Annotated in this window: 21 protein-coding genes; 20 read left to right on the top strand and 1 reads right to left on the bottom strand. The window is 62.5% G+C overall.

What is annotated here, in order from left to right; genetic code table 11:
- Positions 1-56 precede the first annotated feature (56 nt).
- From YA0848_RS02090 to YA0848_RS02010, 17 genes are all read left to right on the top strand, one after another.
- Positions 57-407: a DUF2958 domain-containing protein gene (locus YA0848_RS02090; protein WP_009405759.1), complete on the top strand. Its 351-nt coding sequence runs from the start codon at positions 57-59 to the stop codon at positions 405-407.
- Positions 408-751: 344 nt separating this feature from the next.
- A complete protein-coding gene (locus tag YA0848_RS02085) occupies positions 752-1,522 on the top strand; it encodes a DUF2285 domain-containing protein (protein WP_004350850.1) in 771 nt (256 codons plus the stop codon).
- A gap of 126 nt (positions 1,523-1,648) precedes the next feature.
- Complete coding sequence (locus tag YA0848_RS02080) at positions 1,649-1,918, top strand: helix-turn-helix transcriptional regulator (RefSeq protein ID WP_432212813.1); 270 nt, start codon at positions 1,649-1,651, stop codon at positions 1,916-1,918.
- A gap of 26 nt (positions 1,919-1,944) precedes the next feature.
- Positions 1,945-2,787: a replication initiator protein A gene (locus YA0848_RS02075; protein ID WP_009405763.1), complete on the top strand. Its 843-nt coding sequence runs from the start codon at positions 1,945-1,947 to the stop codon at positions 2,785-2,787.
- A gap of 265 nt (positions 2,788-3,052) precedes the next feature.
- A complete protein-coding gene (gene parA / locus YA0848_RS02070) occupies positions 3,053-3,691 on the top strand; it encodes a ParA family partition ATPase (RefSeq protein WP_004350845.1) in 639 nt (212 codons plus the stop codon).
- A complete protein-coding gene (locus YA0848_RS02065; protein ID WP_009405765.1) occupies positions 3,688-3,963 on the top strand; it encodes a hypothetical protein in 276 nt (91 codons plus the stop codon). Before parA ends, YA0848_RS02065 begins: the two co-directional genes overlap by 4 nt.
- On the top strand, positions 3,960-4,505 hold the full coding sequence (locus YA0848_RS02060) for a DUF2840 domain-containing protein (RefSeq protein ID WP_004350841.1): 546 nt from the start codon (positions 3,960-3,962) through the stop codon (positions 4,503-4,505). The genes YA0848_RS02065 and YA0848_RS02060 overlap by 4 nt, the downstream gene beginning before the upstream one ends.
- Complete coding sequence (locus tag YA0848_RS02055) at positions 4,502-5,101, top strand: S26 family signal peptidase (protein WP_004350838.1); 600 nt, start codon at positions 4,502-4,504, stop codon at positions 5,099-5,101. Before YA0848_RS02060 ends, YA0848_RS02055 begins: the two co-directional genes overlap by 4 nt.
- A 436-nt stretch (positions 5,102-5,537) precedes the next feature.
- Positions 5,538-7,535 carry a relaxase/mobilization nuclease domain-containing protein gene (locus tag YA0848_RS02050; protein WP_023094612.1) on the top strand — a complete coding sequence of 666 codons (1,998 nt, stop codon included), beginning with the start codon at positions 5,538-5,540 and terminating at the stop codon, positions 7,533-7,535.
- Positions 7,536-7,611: 76 nt separating this feature from the next.
- Positions 7,612-7,977 carry an ArsR/SmtB family transcription factor gene (locus YA0848_RS02045; protein ID WP_023094613.1) on the top strand — a complete coding sequence of 122 codons (366 nt, stop codon included), beginning with the start codon at positions 7,612-7,614 and terminating at the stop codon, positions 7,975-7,977.
- Positions 7,978-8,045: 68 nt separating this feature from the next.
- Positions 8,046-9,194, top strand: coding sequence for a flavin-containing monooxygenase (locus YA0848_RS02040; RefSeq protein WP_023094614.1), 1,149 nt, complete (start codon positions 8,046-8,048; stop codon positions 9,192-9,194).
- 133 nt (positions 9,195-9,327) lie between these two features.
- Positions 9,328-9,708: a PadR family transcriptional regulator gene (locus YA0848_RS02035; RefSeq protein WP_023112219.1), complete on the top strand. Its 381-nt coding sequence runs from the start codon at positions 9,328-9,330 to the stop codon at positions 9,706-9,708.
- Positions 9,709-9,830: 122 nt separating this feature from the next.
- The gene (gene arsD / locus YA0848_RS02030; protein WP_023094616.1) at positions 9,831-10,184 is read left to right on the top strand and encodes an arsenite efflux transporter metallochaperone ArsD; all 354 of its coding nucleotides are present in this window, start codon (positions 9,831-9,833) and stop codon (positions 10,182-10,184) included.
- Between the two features lie 42 nt (positions 10,185-10,226).
- A complete protein-coding gene (gene arsA, locus YA0848_RS02025; RefSeq protein WP_023094617.1) occupies positions 10,227-11,987 on the top strand; it encodes an arsenical pump-driving ATPase in 1,761 nt (586 codons plus the stop codon).
- A gap of 29 nt (positions 11,988-12,016) precedes the next feature.
- Positions 12,017-13,102: a methyltransferase domain-containing protein gene (locus tag YA0848_RS02020; RefSeq protein ID WP_023094618.1), complete on the top strand. Its 1,086-nt coding sequence runs from the start codon at positions 12,017-12,019 to the stop codon at positions 13,100-13,102.
- Between the two features lie 65 nt (positions 13,103-13,167).
- The gene (locus tag YA0848_RS02015) at positions 13,168-14,148 is read left to right on the top strand and encodes an IS5 family transposase (RefSeq protein ID WP_023094619.1); all 981 of its coding nucleotides are present in this window, start codon (positions 13,168-13,170) and stop codon (positions 14,146-14,148) included.
- Positions 14,149-14,446: 298 nt separating this feature from the next.
- Positions 14,447-15,103, top strand: coding sequence for an MIP/aquaporin family protein (locus tag YA0848_RS02010; protein ID WP_023094620.1), 657 nt, complete (start codon positions 14,447-14,449; stop codon positions 15,101-15,103).
- 111 nt (positions 15,104-15,214) lie between these two features.
- Here the strand turns inward: YA0848_RS02010 and YA0848_RS02005 are convergent, their stop codons facing one another.
- Positions 15,215-16,072: a helix-turn-helix transcriptional regulator gene (locus tag YA0848_RS02005; RefSeq protein WP_023094621.1), complete on the bottom strand. Its 858-nt coding sequence runs from the start codon at positions 16,070-16,072 to the stop codon at positions 15,215-15,217.
- A 155-nt stretch (positions 16,073-16,227) separates the two neighbouring features.
- On the opposite strand from YA0848_RS02005, the gene hemA reads away from it, so the two are divergent.
- The 3 genes from hemA to YA0848_RS01990 are packed head-to-tail and all read left to right on the top strand — an operon-like array spanning position 16,228 to position 19,041.
- Positions 16,228-17,469 carry a 5-aminolevulinate synthase gene (hemA, locus tag YA0848_RS02000; RefSeq protein WP_023112213.1) on the top strand — a complete coding sequence of 414 codons (1,242 nt, stop codon included), beginning with the start codon at positions 16,228-16,230 and terminating at the stop codon, positions 17,467-17,469.
- Position 17,470: 1 nt separating this feature from the next.
- Entirely contained in the window at positions 17,471-17,971 is a 501-nt protein-coding gene (locus tag YA0848_RS01995) for a GNAT family N-acetyltransferase (RefSeq protein WP_023094623.1), read from the top strand.
- The gene (locus YA0848_RS01990; protein WP_023094624.1) at positions 17,968-19,041 is read left to right on the top strand and encodes a Gfo/Idh/MocA family oxidoreductase; all 1,074 of its coding nucleotides are present in this window, start codon (positions 17,968-17,970) and stop codon (positions 19,039-19,041) included. The genes YA0848_RS01995 and YA0848_RS01990 overlap by 4 nt, the downstream gene beginning before the upstream one ends.
- Positions 19,042-19,062: the final 21 nt, after the last annotated feature.

The following is a 19,062-nucleotide window of genomic DNA, read 5'->3' as shown; positions in this document are numbered from 1 at the left end:
TGTGCTTTGGCACAAGAGCGCATCCGCGCATCGTCGGTTTCGTGCGGAGGCTTCCCATGACCCTGCCGCTTGTCACCGCCGATGAACGCGCCCGACTGCTGGCCCACGGCGCGGCACTCGCCGCTGGTCAGCGGCTCGACCCGCTGCCCGTGGTGCGCCTGTTCACGCCGGACGCGCATGTAACCTGGCTGCTGGTGTCGCTCGATCCTGCGGATGGCGACACGGCCTACGGCCTGATCGACCTTGGTATCGGCCTGCCTTCGCTGGGGACGGTCAAGCTGTCCGACTTAGCCGGCATCGTCGGCCCGCGCAAGCTGCCGGTGCGACGGGATCGGTATTTCCAGGCGGCGCATCTGTTATCGGAATACGTCCGGCTGGCGCAGGAGAACGGCGCGATCACGGACTGATGAAAACCAGCGTGGCCCGGCCAGCCGGGACGCATCGTGACTATTTCAATCTTGGTCAAGACCGTGAAGGTCTGAATCCGCATGCTTGCACCGAAGTGGTGCGATCCTGTTGAAAACAGTCCTGATCTTGGGCGCGGGCTGCGGCACGGTGTTCGGTGCTGCGCGTCATTTTCCTAAAGGCGTAGCCGTCGCATTCAGACGATTTCCGCAACACGCAGGAGCCAAATGGTCTTGACACCGACAGTTACAGCCTAACCAATTTTGATGACGACCTGATGGCATTTCGATAGCTCCCGCATCGCGGAAATCGTGGCGACGCATCCCAAACAGAGGGAGGTTTCGCCATGACTGATCGCAGCGCCGAACACTGGTATCCGACAGCGGCCTATCTCTACGTTCTGCACCTTGACGGCCCTGCGCTGGCGTGGGAATACCTGCGCCGAAATCCCGACTACCGCCGCGACTGGCTGCGCCGTCGCCGCTGGCCGGACGCGGCGCAGGCGTGGGGCCTGCGCCTGCTGGAAGACCCGGCCCTGGATGCCCGTGACGCGCATCCGGCCTGGTTCCCCGATCACGATGCCGTGGTGCAGCTCTACCCCGATGCCGACCCGCCGCCCGAAGCTCATGCCTTCGAGTTCTGGCGCGTCCCTGGCCGCAAGCAACTGATCCACGACGGCAAGCGCCTGGTGCTGGTGTCGCATTGGCCCGGCTGCTGCCTGCGGCTCGCGCTCGCGCCGGGCCTGGAGGACGGCATGGCCTACCTCTACGCCACCCGCGCCTGCGCCACACCGTGCGCGCGCTATCGCACGCTCGCGGCCGGGCTGGATGCCCTGGCCGTGGCCACGGTCGCCGCGCCTGCGGCGGCGGCCCGTTCCCGGCCCACGCCGGCGGCGCTGCTGGAACTGCATACGCTCCAGGCGCTCGACGCGACCCTGGCGGGCGCGTCCTTGCGCGAAATGGCCGAAGGTCTGTTCGGTGCCGATGCCGTCGCCGCCGACTGGCACACTGACAGCGCCTTGCGCGCCCGCGTGCGCAGGCTGGTGCGCCGTGGCGAGGCGCTGATGCGCGGCGGCTATCGCCGCCTGGCACAGCTTCCGCCGCTGCGGTTGCAGTAGGGGGGACGTTTCGCGTCCCCCGCAGATCGTCCCTTCGCGGGGTGCCGCGCTTTCTTGAAAGTGCCTCTATCCGGCCGCGTGGTGCGGCCGGGCTTGATGGAGGTTCATCCCATGCGACCCGCTCCCTTGCGGCCTGCCGCCGCTGCTGTCGCTGCGCCTGCGCAGCCCCAACGCTACCTGACCAACGACGAAGCCGCCGAGTACCTGCGCCTCAGTCCCCGCACGCTGGAGAAACAGCGCGTGGTCGGCGGCGGCCCGAAGTTCCGTAAGTTCGGCCGCCGCGTCATGTACGCGGTGTCCGACCTCGATGCCTGGGCCGACCAGCGCAGCTACGAGGCGACGTCCGACCCGGAATATGCCGAACGCCACGCGGGCGACTACCGTGATGGCCGCTGATCGCTGGCGCGTGGGTGGCCGTCGCCATGTCCAGCCCGCCAGGGCAAGCCTTGCAGCGCGAACAGCTCGACCTGTTCCGCGCGCTGCCGGGCGACATGGCACCACGCGACAGCCAGGACTTGATGGCCTTTCCGTTCTTCTCGCTGGCGAAGTCGCGGCGCACCGTGCCGATCGACTTCCGCGCCGGCAGCATCACCATCCGCGTGGAAGGAACGGCCGAGCATGGCATCGCAACGATATGGGATGCCGACGTGCTGATATGGGCCGCCTCGCAGATCGTGGAGGCGCGCGACGCAGGCTTGCGCCCGTCGCGCTGGATACGCGCCACACCCTACGAGATCCTGCGGTTCATCGGGCGCGGCACATCGCTCAACGACTACCTGCGGCTGAAAGCCGCGCTCGACCGGCTGCAATCGACCACGGTGGCCACGTCCATCCGCGAAACCACCGGGCGACGCCTGCACCGCTTTTCGTGGGTAAACGAATGGCGCGAGCTGGCCGACCCCAGCGGCACGCCGCTGGGCATCGAACTGATCCTGCCGGACTGGTTCTATGCGGGCGTGCTGGACGCCGCCCTGGTGCTGACCATCGACCCGGCCTATTTCCGCTTGAAGGGTGGCATCGAACGCTGGCTGTACCGCCTGGTGCGCAAGCACGGCGGGCGGCAGGAACACGGCTGGCAATTCGACTTCAAGCACCTGCACCGCAAGTCGGGCAGCGCGGCGCGCTTCTCCGACTTCGCCTACGACCTGCGCGCCCTGGTGGCGCGACAGTCGCTGCCCGGCTATGTCCTGGGCATCGAGCGAATGCCGGACGACGGACAAGAACTGCTGACCTTCCGGCCCGTGCTGCATACGGCACGGGGATAAGTGCGGGAAAAGGTGTGGACGGCCTCGTGCTATCAGGAGTACCGGGTATCGTGCTATCGGGAGTACGCCTATCGTGCTATCAGGAGTACGAAAACACCGGAAAGCCAATAACGGCGCGCGTTTGCGGCCCCTCTAACTTCCCTAACAAGAAATACATAACTTTTAGTAGAAGCGCGCCGTTTCGGTGGACAACCGAGAAACGGCACGGCGAACAGCGTTTTGCACCGCAGGCAAAGCCTGGCTTTCCAGTGTGGAGGGCCACGCCATGATCGTCGCGCTGCTCAACCAGAAAGGCGGCGTCGGCAAGACCACGCTCGCCACCCACATCGCCGGCGAACTGGCGCTGCGCGGCCAGCATGTCGTGCTGCTCGATGCCGACCCGCAAGGCTCATCGCTAGACTGGACGCAGCGCAGAAGCCAGCAAGGCTTGCCACGGCTGTTCAGCGCCGTGGGCCTTGCCCGCGAGACGCTGCATCAGGAAGCGCCAGAACTCGCCAGGCGGGCCGATCACGTCATCATCGACGGGCCACCGCGCATTGCCGCTTTGGCGCGCTCCGCGCTGCTGGCGGCCGAGCGCGTGCTGATCCCCGTGCAGCCCAGCCCCTACGACCTCTGGGCCAGCGCCGAGATGGTGGCGCTGATCCGCGAGGCGCAGGTGTTCCGGCCTGCTCTGCGCGCGGCCTTCGTCATCAACCGGCGCGTCAGCACCACCATCATCGGGCGCGAGGCACGGCAATCGCTGGCAGAACAGCCGCTGCCCGCGCTGCGCTCGGAAGTGCGTCAGCGCATCGTGTTCGCTGACAGCGTTGCCGCTGGCCGGCTCGCACGCGAGACAGCGACCGACAGCGCCGCCGCCCGCGAAATCACCGCCCTGGTGGACGAACTGCTGCGGTGGCCGACATGACAGCGCAGCAACCACCCCACAGCAAAGGCACGGGCAAGCGCGTCGGCATCGGCGCACGTCCGCCCGCGAATCCGCACGCCGAGGCGTGGATTCGTCAGGGCGATGCCGACGCGCTGGGCAAAGGCGACCTCTACACGGCCCGCCTCACGCTCGACATCACGCCCGCCATGCGGGCGCGCATCAAGGTGTCGGCCTTCACGCAAGGCGTGACCGTGGCCGACCTCCTGCGCGGCCTGCTGGAGCGGGAGTTTCCGTCGGAGAACACACCATGAACGCATTCGCTTTGCCTGCCGCGAACGCGGCACCGGCTACGCTGCTGCCTGCGCTTTCGGCACTCGCCGGGCAGGCCGGCAACGTGCCGCTGACGCGCGTTTCGCTAGCCTACCTCGAACACCGCTTCAAGCTCTACCTGCGCTTCGGCGAACCCGCACGCACGCTGCGCCTGGACGACTGGCGGCGCTGCGCGGTGTTCCTGCCGGGCGCGATGCTCTGCCGCATCCGCTGGCAGGCCAACGATTACGGCACCGTGCGCTGGCAGCTCATGGTGATGCAGACTTGCACGCCACTGGACGCGGCGCAGCGCATCCCCGGCGTGCAGCCTGGCGCGCGCCTGCTGCTGCACACCGAAGGCGACGCCAACGTGCGCGCCGTGCTGGAGCGCATCGACGGCATCGAGGCGCAGGGCATCGCCGCCATCGACGTGTCGCCCGCGTACTGGCGCACGCTGGGCAACCGTCTTGCGGCTCGCCTTGCGCTACCCGAATACACCGGCGAGCGGCACGCCGCCTGGCTGGCCGGCAAGGTGCTGCCATGACCGCCCCGACCACTACGGTAAACGCACCTGCCGTTGCGCCGCGTCTTCGCTCGCGCCTGCGCGCTTGCATCGTCGTGGCGACACTGACCGCCATCGGCTTCGCTGCGCTGGCCTGGGCGGCTTTCGTGTCGCCGCTGCCGCGTCTGACCTACAACCCGTCCGACAGCGTAGCGGTCGGCTGGTATCGCATCGACCCGTTCGACTCGCGCACCGCCTCGCTGCCACGTCCCTTGTCGGTGGACAGCATCGTGCTGGTGCCGCTGCCGGCCACGGCTGCCACGCTGGCTGCGCAGCGTGGCTATCTGCCGACGCACATTCCGCTACTCAAACGTGTGGGTGCGGTGGCGCCGCAACACGTCTGCATCGTCGCCGGTCAGGTACGCATCGACGGCGTGCCCTCGGCCGCCGTGCTGCCTGCTGATCGGCTGGGCCGGCCGCTGCCATCCTTACAGCTTTGCCGCCGCCTTGAACCGGGCGAACTGTTCCTGTTGAGCGTGACCAATCCGGCATCGTTCGACAGCCGCTACTTCGGCCCGGTCAGCGCATCCGCCGTGATCGGCATTGCGCGCCCGATCTGGCTGGAGACACGCCCATGATGGCCGCCGACTCGCTGCGCGTTGCAGTGCATCTCATCGTGCCATCGGGCGTGTCGATCCAGTGGCTTTCCGCATGTCGTCGCGTGTGCAGTGCGAGCGCATCCGCGCCGCACTTCGCGCTGCCTTCCAATGTGCAGGCGTCTTGCCTCGAACGCGCCCGGCCTGCGGCCATTGCCGCGTTCGCCGGCGCGCTGGCTGCAAGCAGCGCAGCGCTGCCGGGCCGCCGACGCCCGGAGCGACAGCGAAGGGCAAAGGCGGAAGGCAAGACAAAAGGACGCGGCACCGGGCCGCGTCGAAAGCCAGTCTGCACGTGGGGGTGGCGCGGCACGGAGCGCCTTTGCCGCCGTGCCGCTTGTGGCGCGAAGCCCGCGCCGATGCGGGCATGTCTGCGTGCTTCGCACGACCGGACACGCCAGAGCTTGCAAGGAACGCGGCCATGACCGACCGCCGCGATGACGATTTCCGCGTGCGCCCCAGCGCCCCGAAGAACCGGGGCAAGGGCCGGGGCCAGAGCTTCGTTTCCAAGGTGCTCAAGCAGGCTGGCAAGGCCAGCGGCGGCAAGTCCTCGATGCGCCATTCCGCCGCGTCCGGCGGCCAGGGCCAGCACGCAGGCCAGCGGCCCGGCTCGCGCCTGGGACGCGGCCATACGGCGGCGCGTTTCGCTGGGGCGAAGCTGACGCCCATGTCTCGGCGCGTGACGATCAAGACCCTGCTGGTCAATCAACGCAATGCCAGCCCGCAATCGCTCGCCAAGCATCTGCGCTACATCGAGCGCGACGGCGCCGGCCGCGATGGCGAACCGGGCCGGGCCTACGGGCCGCAGACCGACGAGGCCGACCTCGACGCTTTCAAGGAGCGGGCCGCCGCCGACCGGCACCATTTCCGCTTCATCCTCTCCCCGGAGGACGGGGCCGAGCTGGACGACCTGCGCACCTACACCCGGCACCTAATGAACCGCATGGAAGCCGACCTGGGGACGCGGCTGGATTGGGTGGCGGTGGATCACTGGAACACCGACAACCCGCACATGCACCTGATCGTGCGCGGATGCGACGACACCGGCAAAGACCTCATCATCTCGGGCGACTACATCGCCCACGGCTTCCGCCATCGCGCCGCCGAGTTGGCGACGGAATGGCTGGGGCCGCGCACCGAACTGGAGATCCAGCAGACCTTGCAGCGCGAGGTGGAGCAAGAGCGGTGGACGAGCCTCGACCGCACGTTGCAGCGTGAGGCTGGCGAGGATGGCCGGGTGCAGATCGAACGCTTCAACGAACCCCGGCTGCAACGCCAGCGCCTGCTGCTGATCGGTCGCCTGCAACGCTTGCAACGCCTGGGTCTGGCCGACGAGATGCAGCCCGGCACCTGGGCCGTTCATGCGGACGCCGAGAAGACCTTGCGTGCCCTGGGCGAGCGCGGCGACATCATCCGCACCATGCAGCGTGCCATGAGCGGGCGACCGCGCGAGCTGGCAGTGTTCGAGCCGGGCGAGGATGGCCGTACTGTCATCGGTCGCGTCGCCGCCAAGGGGCTGGCCGACGAGCTACACGACCGCGGCTATCTGGTCATCGACGGTGTGGACGGCAAGGCCCACTACGTCGCCTTGAACGCCCGCGACGAGCTGGCGAACTATCCCGCCGGTGCGGTGGTGGAAGTGCGTGGTTCCGCCGAGGTGCGGGCGGCCGACAAGAACGTCGCTGGGCTGGCGAGCGGTGGCCTGTACCGCACAGATCATCACTTGGCGATCGAACAAGGCCGGGCCAAGGCTGGGCGCGACCCGCAGGAAGTCGTCGCGGCCCACGTCCGCCGACTGGAAGCCCTGCGCCGGGTCGGCATCGTGGAGCGCGTGGCCGAAGGGCTATGGAAGGTGCCAGACGACCTGCCCGAGCAGGGCCGCCGCTACGACGCGCAACGCCTGGGCGGCGTGGCCGTGGAGCTGAAATCGCACCTGCCCATTGAGCGGCAGGCCCGCGTGATCGGGGCCACCTGGCTCGACCAGCAATTGATCGGCGGCGGCTCGGGCCTGGGCGAGCTGGGCTTTGGCAGCGAGGTCAAGCAGGCAATGCAGCAGCGTGCCGACTTCCTTGCCGAACAGGGGCTGGCAGAGCGGCGCGGACAGCGCGTCATCCTCGCCCGCAACCTGCTGGGCACGCTGCGCAACCGCGAACTGGCGCAGGCCGCCAAAAGCATTGCCGCAGAAACCGGCCTGGAACATCGGCCCGTCACGGACGGCCAGCGCGTGGTCGGCATCTATCGGCGCAGCGTGATGCTCGCCAGTGGGCGTTACGCAATGCTCGATGACGGCATGGGGTTCAGCCTGGTGCCGTGGAAGCCCGTCATCGAGCAGCGGCTGGGTCGATCCTTGGCCGCTACAGTCAGCGGCGGACACGCCTCTTGGGAACTAGGCCGCCAGCGCGGCCCGTCCGTCGGCTAAAAGGCGGCATTCATCATATATGCACACACATGCACATATAATGGTCGCTATCTGATCTCGACGACCCCGGCAGAGCATGAACATCCCGACCCAAGAATCACTGCGTGCCCAAGCCATCAATTCGGCCGTGGCTGTGCTGGATGATCCGCTGTTCAAGGCGTTGCAGGAAACCTCGCGGGTCGCTGTTCTACGGCAACTAATGCTGCTTGGCCGCGCGGACGTGGGGCAGATCGCGGAGAGGCTGCCCCAAGAGCGTTCGGTGATTTCTCGGCATCTGCAACTGCTGTTGGAAGCTGGAATCGTGCGCATGGAGCGTGCCGGGCGCCATCGCATCTACGAGGTGGACGGGCCGGCGATCATGCGCAAGTTCGAGGTGATTCTTCGTGAAGTTGGCCGGCTCGCACCCTATTGCTGTCCTGCGAACGGGGCCGAAAGCAAATGATCTCCAGTTCCGTTTTTGTACCCATTATGTGCATATATGCGCATATATAATTATGAGAGATTGAGGCCATGAAGACTTTGCAGACCCTTGTCATCGGTGGCGGCCAAGCTGGCTTGGCCATGGGTTGGCACCTCGCGCAACGGCAGATCGACTTCCTGATTCTGGAAGCCTCCGACCGCTCCGGTGGCGCATGGCGCAGCTACTACGATAGCCTGGAACTGTTCTCGCCCGCCGGCTACTCCGCGTTGCCCGGTCTGCCGTTTCCGGGGCCGCAAGGGCGTTACCCACATCGCGATGAAGTTGTGGCCTATCTGGACGACTATGCGCGGAGATTCCGGCTGCCGGTTCGCACCGGAGAGAAGGTGGTGAACGTCGTCCGCAATGGCGATGGATTTGAGGCGGTGACGGCAAGCGGCCAACGCTACCACGCCAGAACGCTGATCGCGGCATCCGGTGCGTTCGGCATGCCCTATGTTCCCGCTATCGAAGGGCAAGAGCGGTTTCGCGGGCGAATACTGCACAGTGCCGAGTATCTGAACTCCAAGGACTTCTTGGGAAGCAGCATCGTCGTGGTTGGCGGTGCGAACTCCGCCGTACAAATCGCTACGGAACTTGCCGGGGTCGCCCGCGTGAAGCTGGCTACCTTGCAGCCGATACGTTTCTTTCCCCAACGCATCCTCGGCCTGGACTTCCATTTCTGGATGAAGTGGACTGGCCTGGAGCAAACACGCTGGTTGAACGACCAAAGCACCCCGGTACTCGACAGCGGGAGATACAGCCACGCGATAAAGACCGGACGGGTACAGCGCCAGGAAATGTTCACCCGCATCACCGCGCACGGCGTGGTCTGGCCGGATGGCACCGAAGAACAGGTGGACGTGCTGCTGTTCGCCACGGGCTTTCGCCCGAATGCCACCTACCTCCAGGAGTTGGGTGCCGTTAGTGCCGACAACCGCCTGGCACAGCAGAACGGCATCGCGCAGGCCACCCCCGGCCTCTACTTCGTGGGCTTTCCAAGGCAACGCAACTTCGCTTCCGCCACCCTGCGCGGCGTTGGTGCCGACGCCGCGCACATCATGCCGCACCTGCTCGCGTACTTACACAAGAACGATCAAGAAACCGGCCACATGAGCACGGCCTCGGCTTCTACGGATCATGTCGGCTCTATCGCATTGATCCAAGATCAACCACCGCGTAGCGGAAGTGAAATTTCATAGGGAAAATACACATATAAATCAACATCTTGAAAGATATTGCAGGGAGCAATGAAGGCAGGTGAGCTAGGCATAGAACCCAGTTTTGTAGAAAAGTCGCTTGATACATTGATGGGCGATGTATAGAATCGTCCACATGGCTAAATCGACGACTTCCCTAAAAAACGTAGAGCGTGTGCCGGTGGACTACACCGACCGCTTGTACTGGAACGGCATCATCAAGATGAGCCTGTCCAAGTTTTTCATTCTCAGTGTTTTGAAGGCGCGGCCCATGCACGGCTACGAAATCGCCCGTGAAGTGGAATGCTCAACCCAAGGCTGCTGTGCCCCCACGGAGGGCACGCTCTATCCGGTTCTGCGTGAGTTCGAGCAAGGCGGTTATGTAACCGCGCATACTGAAACGGTCGCTGGTCGCGGACGCAAGGTTTATACCCTGACGGACAAGGGCCGTGAAGCCTTCACGGTGGCAGTAGATGCCTGGATGGAGGTGGCCGCACACATCACTCGGCAACAGTGATGGTTTTTTTTGAGCTATAACATTGCCCATCTATGTATAGATGAACGATCCATTGAGTATCAATGTATATGTTTGTAGCGACGCATTTTTCGCTCTCACCCACCTCACGAAAGGAGCATTTCATGACCACCATTGAAATCTTTGAACCCGCAGGATGCTGTGCCACCAGCAGCGTCGTAATCGACCAAAACGCACTGCATTTCAACGCCGACATGGATTGGTGTAAGCAGCAGGGATTCGAGGTCAAGCGCCACAACCTGTTGAAGAACCCGCAGAGCTTTATCAGCAATCCGCGTGTCAAGGCGTTCCTTGACGTATCGGGAACGCAGTCGCTGCCGGTCACGCTGGTCAATGACGTGGTGGCGTTAACGGGCCGGCTTCCCAACCGCGAGGAACTGGCCCGTTGGTTCGGTGCAGAGGTCACACCGATCAGCACTGCTCCAACGTCCTGCTGCACACCTACGGCACGTGCTTGAGCGCCAAGCAAGAACCCCTCTTCTCAGATTACGGAACATCACATGTCGTTCAAATTTCTACACAACGCACCGCCCTTCTTGTTCTTCACCGGCAAGGGCGGTGTAGGGAAAACCTCGTTGGCCTGCGCCACCGCCGTGCGTCTCGCGGATGCAGGAAAAAAAGTGCTGCTGGTCAGTACCGATCCGGCCTCCAATGTCGGCCAGGTATTCAACCAGCCGATAGGCCATCAAATCGTCGCCATCGTTCAGGTGCCGCGTCTATCGGCGCTGGAGGTTGATCCGATGGCCGCCGCGCAAGCCTATCGGGATCGTGTCCTTGATCCAGTACGCGATTCGATGCCAGCCGAGATCGTTCAAAGCATTGAGGAGCAATTGTCCGGTTCCTGCACCACCGAAATTGCGGCATTCGACGAGTTCACCGGTTTGTTGACGAATCGGGCCTTGCGCAGTGACTTCGACCATATCGTCTTCGACACCGCACCCACCGGACACACCATCCGCATGCTGGAATTGCCTGGCGCGTGGTCAGGCTATCTCAAAAACAATCCCGATGCCGCCGCCAATCTGGGGCCGTTGGTTGGATTGGAAAAAAAGCAAAGTCAGTATGCCGATGCGGTCAAGGCGTTGGCCGACCCTGCGCAAACCCGCCTGGTACTGGTCGCGCGAGCACAATCCTCCACGCTCAAGGAGGTCTCCCATACCCATGATGAACTGCATGCCATAGGACTGACGCGCCAGCACTTGGTCATCAACGGTGTTCTTCCCCAACAGGCCGCTGAGGGCGATCCGCTGGCGACCACGATCTTTGAACGGGAACAGCACGCGCTGACCCAGCTTCCAGCCAACCTCTCCACATTGCCGCAGGATCGTTTGCCACTTAAGCCTTTCAACATGATGGGGGTGCAAGCCCTGCGCATGTTACTGGGCGAACAATCGGACGGGCCGCTGGAGACATTGCACGATCAGACAGAGACCACCTTCCCGGCGTTGTCAGGGCTGGTCGAGGCATTGAGCACGCAGGGGCATGGCTTGGTCATGATGATGGGCAAAGGTGGTGTGGGCAAAACCACTGTCGCGGCAGCGGTTGCTGTTGCTTTGGCCCAGCGCGGTCATCAGGTGCATCTAACCACTTCCGACCCTGCCGCTCATCTGTCGTACACGCTTGATGGCAGCCTGAAAAACCTGTCCGTCAGCCGTATCGACCCAAAGGTAGAAACCGAGAACTACCGCCAATTTGTGCTGGAAAACCAGGGCAAAGGCTTGGATGCGGAAGGGTTGGCGGTGCTCGAAGAAGATCTGCGCTCACCTTGCACCGAAGAGATCGCTGTATTCCAAGCGTTCTCACGCATCGTCAAGGAGGCCGATGAGCATTTCGTCATCATGGACACGGCGCCCACCGGACACACGCTGTTGCTGCTTGATGCCACGGGTGCCTACCACCGCGACATGGTACGGCAGATGGGCAAGCCCGGTGAGCAGGTCATCACGCCGATGACGCAATTGCAGAACCCCGAAAAGACCAAGGTGATCGTCGTGACACTGGCCGAAACCACGCCTGTGTTGGAAGCGGCCAATCTGCAAGACGACCTGCGCCGCGCGGGCATCGAGCCGTGGGCCTGGGTGGTGAATAGCAGCCTGGCCGCCGCTCGACCGGCATCACCTTTCCTGGTGACTCGCGCCAACCGCGAATTGCCATTGATCTCCGAGGTGCAAGACCAGCATGCCAAGCGTTTCGCAGTGATTCCATTACAGGCGCAGGAGCCGGTTGGCATCGACTTGTTGGGGCGCATGGCGACCCATTGACATTTAACCCAAAGGAAGGAAGGCAGACCATGAGCAATCAAGCCCATACCCTGGAACGGCGCGTCGAGGAGGTTCAGCATTACTACGGCGGCACCTTGACTGACAAGGAAGATTTGGCGACCAATGTCTGCACAGTGGACGAACCGCCATCCGAGACCATCAAGGCCATCCTGGCGCAAATCCACGAAGATGTGCAGATGCGCTTTTACGGTTGCGGGGCGCCGTTCCCGCCGCTGCTGGAAGGCGCCACTGTGCTAGACCTGGGTTGCGGCGGCGGGCGCGATTGCTTCGTCCTGTCCAGTCTGGTCGGTGAGCAAGGCAAGGTAATCGGCGTAGATGCCACGGCCGAACAAATCGCCTTCGCTCAAGATTATGTGGAGCACCACCGCGAGGTATTCGGCTACGCCAAAAGCAACGTCCAATTCCTACAGGGCAAGATCGAAGCCCTGGACAAGCTAGGCATTGCACCCGAAAGCGTTGATGTCATCGTTTCCAACTGCGTAATCAACCTATCCATGACCAAGGCCGATGTATTGGCGGGCATGGCAAAACTGCTCAAACCGGGCGGGGAAATCTACTTCGCCGATATTTATGCGGATCGCAGGCTGGCACCGGAGTTGAAAAACGACCCGCTCATCGTCGGTGAATGTATCGGCGATGCCCTGTATTTCGAGGACTTCGTGCGTTTGGCACGAGCTGCCGGTTTCCTTGATGTACGGATCACCGCCAAAGCGCTGAAAACCATCGCCAATCCCGCCATCGAAGCCAAGCTCGGCGGGGCGAAGCTGTATTCGATCACTCTGCGCTTGTTCAAAATGGATCTGGAAGATCGCTGCGAGGATTATGGTCAAGTTGCCATCTACAAGGGCAACCTTCCAGAAGCTCCTGACCGATTCGTGCTGGATAACGGCCATGCTTTCGATACTGGCCGGGCGGTATCGGTATGCCGCAACACCGCCGACATGATCCGCAAGAGTCGCTATCGCACCTTGTTCGATGTGATTGGCGAGGGCCGACGGCACTATGGGCTTTTCCAGTGCGGGGCACAGCAGATTGAATTTACGCCGGCGCTGGCCGATGCGGGTGTGTGCGGCCCTAGTGGTTGCGGATGCTAAGGATGGTCTGAAAAAGACTTCCTGATTTTGACAAAATACCCGGACCCCACCCGCCGAGTTTTCCGATGAAACAGATGACCTTCGCCGACGCCGAGTACGCCGGCAAGCGCAAGCAGACCCGCAAAGAACTGTTCCTGGTCGAAATGGATCGGGTGGTGCCGTGGAAGGGTTTGATTGCCCTGATCGATCCGCATTACCCCAAGGGTGAAGGTGGTCGACCGGCCTACCCGCTGATGGCCATGCTGCGGGTTCATCTGATGCAGAACTGGTTCGGGTACAGCGACCCGGCGATGGAAGAAGCGCTGTACGAAACGACCATCCTGCGCCAGTTTGCCGGGTTGAGCCTGGAGCGCATTCCTGACGAAACCACCATCCTCAACTTCCGTCGGCTGCTGGAGAAACACGAACTGGCTACCGGCATTCTGGCTGTCATCAATGGCTATCTGGGCGACCGCGGTCTGTCCTTGCGGCAAGGCACTATCGTTGATGCGACGCTGATTAATGCGCCGAGTTCGACCAAGAACAAGGAGGGCAAGCGCGACCCGGAAATGCACCAGACCAAGAAGGGAAACCAGTATTACTTCGGCATGAAGGCGCACATCGGCGTCGATGACGAGTCGGGTTTAGTACATAGCGTGGTAGGCACAGCAGCCAATGTTGCAGACGTTACTCAGGTCGACAAACTGCTGCATGGCGTGGAGAACGTCGTCTGCGCCGATGCCGGTTACACCGGGGTCGAAAAGCGCTCAGAACATGCGGGCCGCGAAGTGATCTGGCAGGTCGCGGCACGTCGCAGCACTTACAGAAAACTCGGCAAGAACAGCCCGCTCTACAAAGCCAAGCGCAAGATTGAAAAGGCCAAGGCGCAGGTGCGGGCCAAGGTCGAGCACCCGTTCCGGGTGATCAAGCGCCAGTTCGGTTATGTGAAGACGCGCTTTCGGGGGCTGGCCAAGAACACCGCGCAACTGGTGACGCTGTTCGCCCTGTCAAACCTGTGGATGGTGCGCAGACATTTACTGGCGACTGCGGGAGAGGTGCGCCTGTAATGTGGGAAAAGGCTGCTGCGAGGTGCTCGTGGCGGCCAAAAACATCGAAATGAGCGGGAGACTTGATCGTTTTTGCTCGGGCTGCTGTTTTAAAAATCGACGAGCGCTGAAGTCGGCCGGAAATACATGACTACTTCAGACCATCCCTAAAAGCCCCCATTTGGTACGCAGCATGAAGTGAGATTAGGAGAGTTCATTACGCCTTCCTGATCTCAGTGTTTTCAAACGGAACAGATAGGAATGCTGCGTAACAGGGGCGCCGCATTGAACAAGGCCGGTAGTTCATGGAGGAGTCCGTATGCTTCCTACACAGTGGCGAAATTTTCTATCTGAGTTGATCGGCGTTTTCACGTTGATTTTCATCGGAGCTGGCGCAGCGATACTAAGCAAGCAAAGCGATGCGGTCAGTTACCTCGGCGTCGCGCTTGCGTTCGGGGTCAGCGTCACCTGCATCATCAGCGGTATTTCAATAACAAGCGGCGCCCACCTCAATCCTGTGGTGACGCTTTCGCTCTGCGCTACCGGCAGATGTTCTTATAGATGCCTGCTCTACTACACCATTGCACAAATTATCGGTGCCTGCTTGGCATCGGCCGCTTTGTTCGCCCTGTTCGGGCAACGGATTGAAGCAGGCACTACCCGAATCAGCACCGGCGTCAGTCTGGCGAATGGTTTTATGGTGGAGGCAATTCTGACTTTCTTCCTTGTTTTGACCGTGTTGCGCACGACCAATGCACTAATCATCGGCGCGATGGTGTTCTTGGGAGCGCTGATCGGTGGACACATCACAGGCGCTGGCATGAATCCAGCGCGAAGTTTCGGGCCTGCACTGTTCAGCCATCACTGGGAATACCACTGGGTCTATTGGCTGGCACCGCTATCCGGGGCACTGCTCGCTGTCCTTGTTTTCGTCTTACTGGACAAGCCCGCCACGTTGCCAAGTGGAAACCAGTGACCGAGCAGCGGCTGGGACAGCCGCTTGCAGCGACGATGCGCGGCGGTAGCGTTTCCTGGGAGATGGGGCGACAAGGGGGGCCTGCCATCGGTTAGCCCGTATGCCCGAATCTCAAGCCTCCGTCGCTTCGGCCTGGTTTAACCACTTCGCGAATCCTCGCGTGCCGCCGTCATCTTCCATTGCCGCGTAGTACACCAGCCGCAAATGATGATCCTCGTCAATCGTCAGCTTGGTGTAGTCGAATGCCACCGGACCGATCCCTTCGAGATGCAGGCGCCGCCAGCCATGGTCAGGTCCGTGAATGTCCTGCCGTTGCCACCATTCTCGGAAGTCAGGTGAGACCTTCTCTAAATCCTTAATCAATGCACAGATATCAGGCTCCTGCGTTGCCTTGACGAAATCACGGCGAAAGTGGGACAGCATTTGCAGCGCCTGGTCATCCCAGGGATCGAACAGCGCCTGGGTCGGTTCGTCAGCGAACAACATCCACAACAAGTTGCGGCGCTCAGGAGCATGTTGGGAAAAGCGAAATACACGGTCCGCCACTGTGTTCCAGGCCAGGACGTCCCAACGCAGATTGATGACATAGGCGGGGCGTGTGATCAGGTCGCCCATGAGCCGATGAATCACTGGCGGTACGACGCACCACGTCTTGCCCGGCTCGGCGGGCGGGCGTTGTTGCGTGAGCAAATACAGGTAGCGCCGCTCCGCCGCATCGAGTTTGAGCACGCGTGCCAGGTTGTCCAGGAAGGTGGCGGACACGCTGATATCGCGCCCTTGCTCCAGCCATGTGTACCAGGTCAAGCCCACGCCAGCCAGAGCCGCCACCTCTTCGCGCCGCAGCCCCGGCGTGCGGCGGCGACCACCCGCCGGTAAGCCTGCGTCTATCGGGCTCAGCCGCTCGCGACGGCTGCGCAGGAACTCGGACAGTTCCTTGCGGGTGCGCTCCATATTGCGAATGATACTCATGCCATTACCTTGAGTAACAGTATAAATAGTTAAATTGTAATAGTTAAAAGACGCGCCCACAATCGGTATATCCCACTGTTTCAGTGCCGCAACGGCCCGCAGCGGGTGCTTGCGAAATCGCCATTGAGGTGTAGCGGAACCAAGGAGAAATGGGCATGTACCAGCGCTTGTTGAGTGAAAAGCTGAATGGATTGAAGGCGACCGGGCAATACCGCACCTTTGTGACCTTGAACCGGATCTGCGGCCAGTACCCGTTGGCGCAGCTCGAAGGCAACGACGAGCGTTCGGTGGTTGTCTGGTGCAGTAACGACTACTTGGGCATGTCCCAGCATCCGGTCGTGCGCAAGGCCATGCACGAGGCGATTGATCTCTACGGTGCCGGCTCGGGTGGTTCGCGCAACATCGGCGGCAGCCACGGGCTCTACGACAAGTTAGAGCGCAGCCTGGCCGATTGGCATGCCAAAGAGGCGGCACTGGTCTTTCCAACGGGTTTCAGTTCTAACGATGCGTCGCTGCAGTGCCTGTTGCGGCAGATTCCCGACTGCGTGGTCATCAGCGACGAAATGAACCATGCGTCAATCATCAACGGCATCCGTGCGACGACTGGTGAGCGCCAGGTCTTCCGTCATAACGACCTGTCGCATCTGGAAACGCTGCTGGCTCAGTATCCGCGCGAACGGCCGAAGATCGTGATCTTCGAGTCGGTGTATTCCATGGACGGCGATGTTGCGCCCATCGCCGAGATTGTCGCTCTGGCCCACCGCCACAACGCGCTGACCTATCTGGACGAAGTTCATGCGGTGGGCATGTATGGCGCGCGCGGTGCCGGGCTGGCGGCGCTCGAAGGCGTTGCCGATCAAGTGGACATCATCCAGGGCACGATGGCCAAGGCGATTGGCGTGATCGGCGGCTACATCGCCGGTACATCATGGCTAATCGACGCAGTTCGCTCGTTCGCCACTGGCTTCATCTTCACCACGTCGCTGCCGCCAGCGGTGACGGCCGGTTGCCTGGCCAGCGTCGAGCACCTGAAAGCGCATGTAGATGAACGCGAACGACTGCATGTGCAGACCCGTCGCCTGCGGCAAGCGTTGAATGCCTTTGGCATCCCTGTGATGCCGTGCTCAACCACGCATGTGCTGCCGGTACGGATCGGCGACGCAGGTAAATGCAAGGCCGCCGCCGAAAGGCTGCTGCGCGTACACGGCATTTACTTGCAGCCAATCAACTTCCCCTCGGTGGCAGTCGGCACCGAACGCTTTCGGGTTAACGCTACCCCGAATCACAGCGACACGCAGATCGACCAACTTGCCGAAGCATTGCGCGAGGTGTTTATGCATTTCGAGATTCCCTTGCAGACACCAGCAACAGCCACCGCCTTACAGGAGGTGTCGTGATATGCCAAAGACTGCCTGGACGGTTCGCCCGGCTGCGTTGGCGGACATCGACGCGCTGGTAGCGCTGCGTGCCAATTTGCTCGATGGCGCATCCGAGGCGAGCTATGTGAGCCGCACGCCCGATGAAAGCCGACGCTGGAAGATCGCCTATCAAGAATGGCTGGCCCAGATGCTGCCCGGCGACGCGCAAGTGCGGATCGTCGTCGCCGAACAGGCAGGTGAGGTCGTGGCCTGCGCCACCGGCCTTATAGACCGACGCCCACCCGCACCGGATGGTCTGACCGGCTGGTGCGGCTGGGTGCAGTCGGTGGTGGTGGTGCCCGCCTGCCGGCGCCAGGGTATTGCCGAGCGGCTAATGCGCGAGCTGCTGCAATGGTTCGCCGGACACGGTGCGACTAAGGTGCTGCTGGAGACGACCCCGGCCGCCGAAGCGTTGTACCGCAAGCTCGGTTTCGCACGCAGCCCGGAAGGCCTGCTGAGCTTCGTCGGAGGTCGACCATGAAGCTGCTCATTGTTGGCCTGGGCTATGCCGGCCAGCGCTACCGTCGCGCGTTTCATCATCTTGCCGGCAAGCTGGATCTGCCACTCGACATGGCCTACGTGGCACGCCGTGAACGCAGCGGCGAAACCCTGTCGTATTACTCCGATGTCCCCCGGGCGTTGGCCGAGTTCCGCCCGGACATGGTGGTAGTCAGCGTCAACGACCACGGGCATGTGGGCATCTTGCGCGACCTAGCCGGGTTCGATGGCTTCGTGCTCTGCGAGAAACCGCTGGCGGCTCCAGGAGATGATTGGCCGCGCGTCTGCACCGGACTGGCGCAAACCCAAGGCTTCGCGCTGGACCTGGTGGAACGCTATTCGTACGCCTCGCAACGCTTGAAAGAACGGGTGGCCCAGCAGGGCTGGTCGCTGATCCGCGCCAGCTTTCATTGGGGCAAGGATAGGCTGAACGACTACCGGCCCACCTGCGGCGTGAGCAGCGAGGTAATTCACGCTCTGGACCTGGTGCAGTGGATTGGTGCGCTCGACGAAACGCTGTGCGTGCGCCAGGCGATCGGCATCGGTTCGGACTTTTCCCTCTCCGGTTCCAAGGTGCCGGACACGGTGATGCTCACCGCCACCCTGGGCGAGGCGGTGGTGGCAGGCTACAGCAGCTTCGTCAACATCCAGCGGCAGCGCACGGTGGACTTCTCGTTTTCCGATCCGGTAGGCCGGATTTTCCACGCGCGGCTGGTCTACGACACCCCGGCCTGGGATCACGACGAACTGCGCATCTGGACCCGCGATGGTGACGGCCGGGAGGTGGTGGTGGACGAATACCACACGGCCCCTGGGGAAGCCGGGCTGGAAACGTTGCTCAAGCTGTCGCGGCTGTGCGAAGACGCCCTGCGCGTGGCGGCGCTGGACGCACCGCCACGTCAACCCTTTGCCGGCCTCGATGACGCGATCCACCTACAACACCTGCTCGACGGCATCGGCCAGCAGCTTGGATCGCCGCCGCTGGCCCGCTACGTGCGCGGCGGCACACGCCTGCTTATCCCCGCGAGCGCAGACCTCGAAAGCCTCGGCTGAGACCGACTAACCATTGAAAGG

It is taken from the genome of Pseudomonas sp. S4_EA_1b, from assembly GCF_016307435.1.
Lineage (GTDB): Bacteria > Pseudomonadota > Gammaproteobacteria > Pseudomonadales > Pseudomonadaceae > Aquipseudomonas > Aquipseudomonas rhodesiae.
Note: the sequence above shows the minus strand (reverse complement) of the source record. Positions and strands in the feature narration are given on the sequence as shown.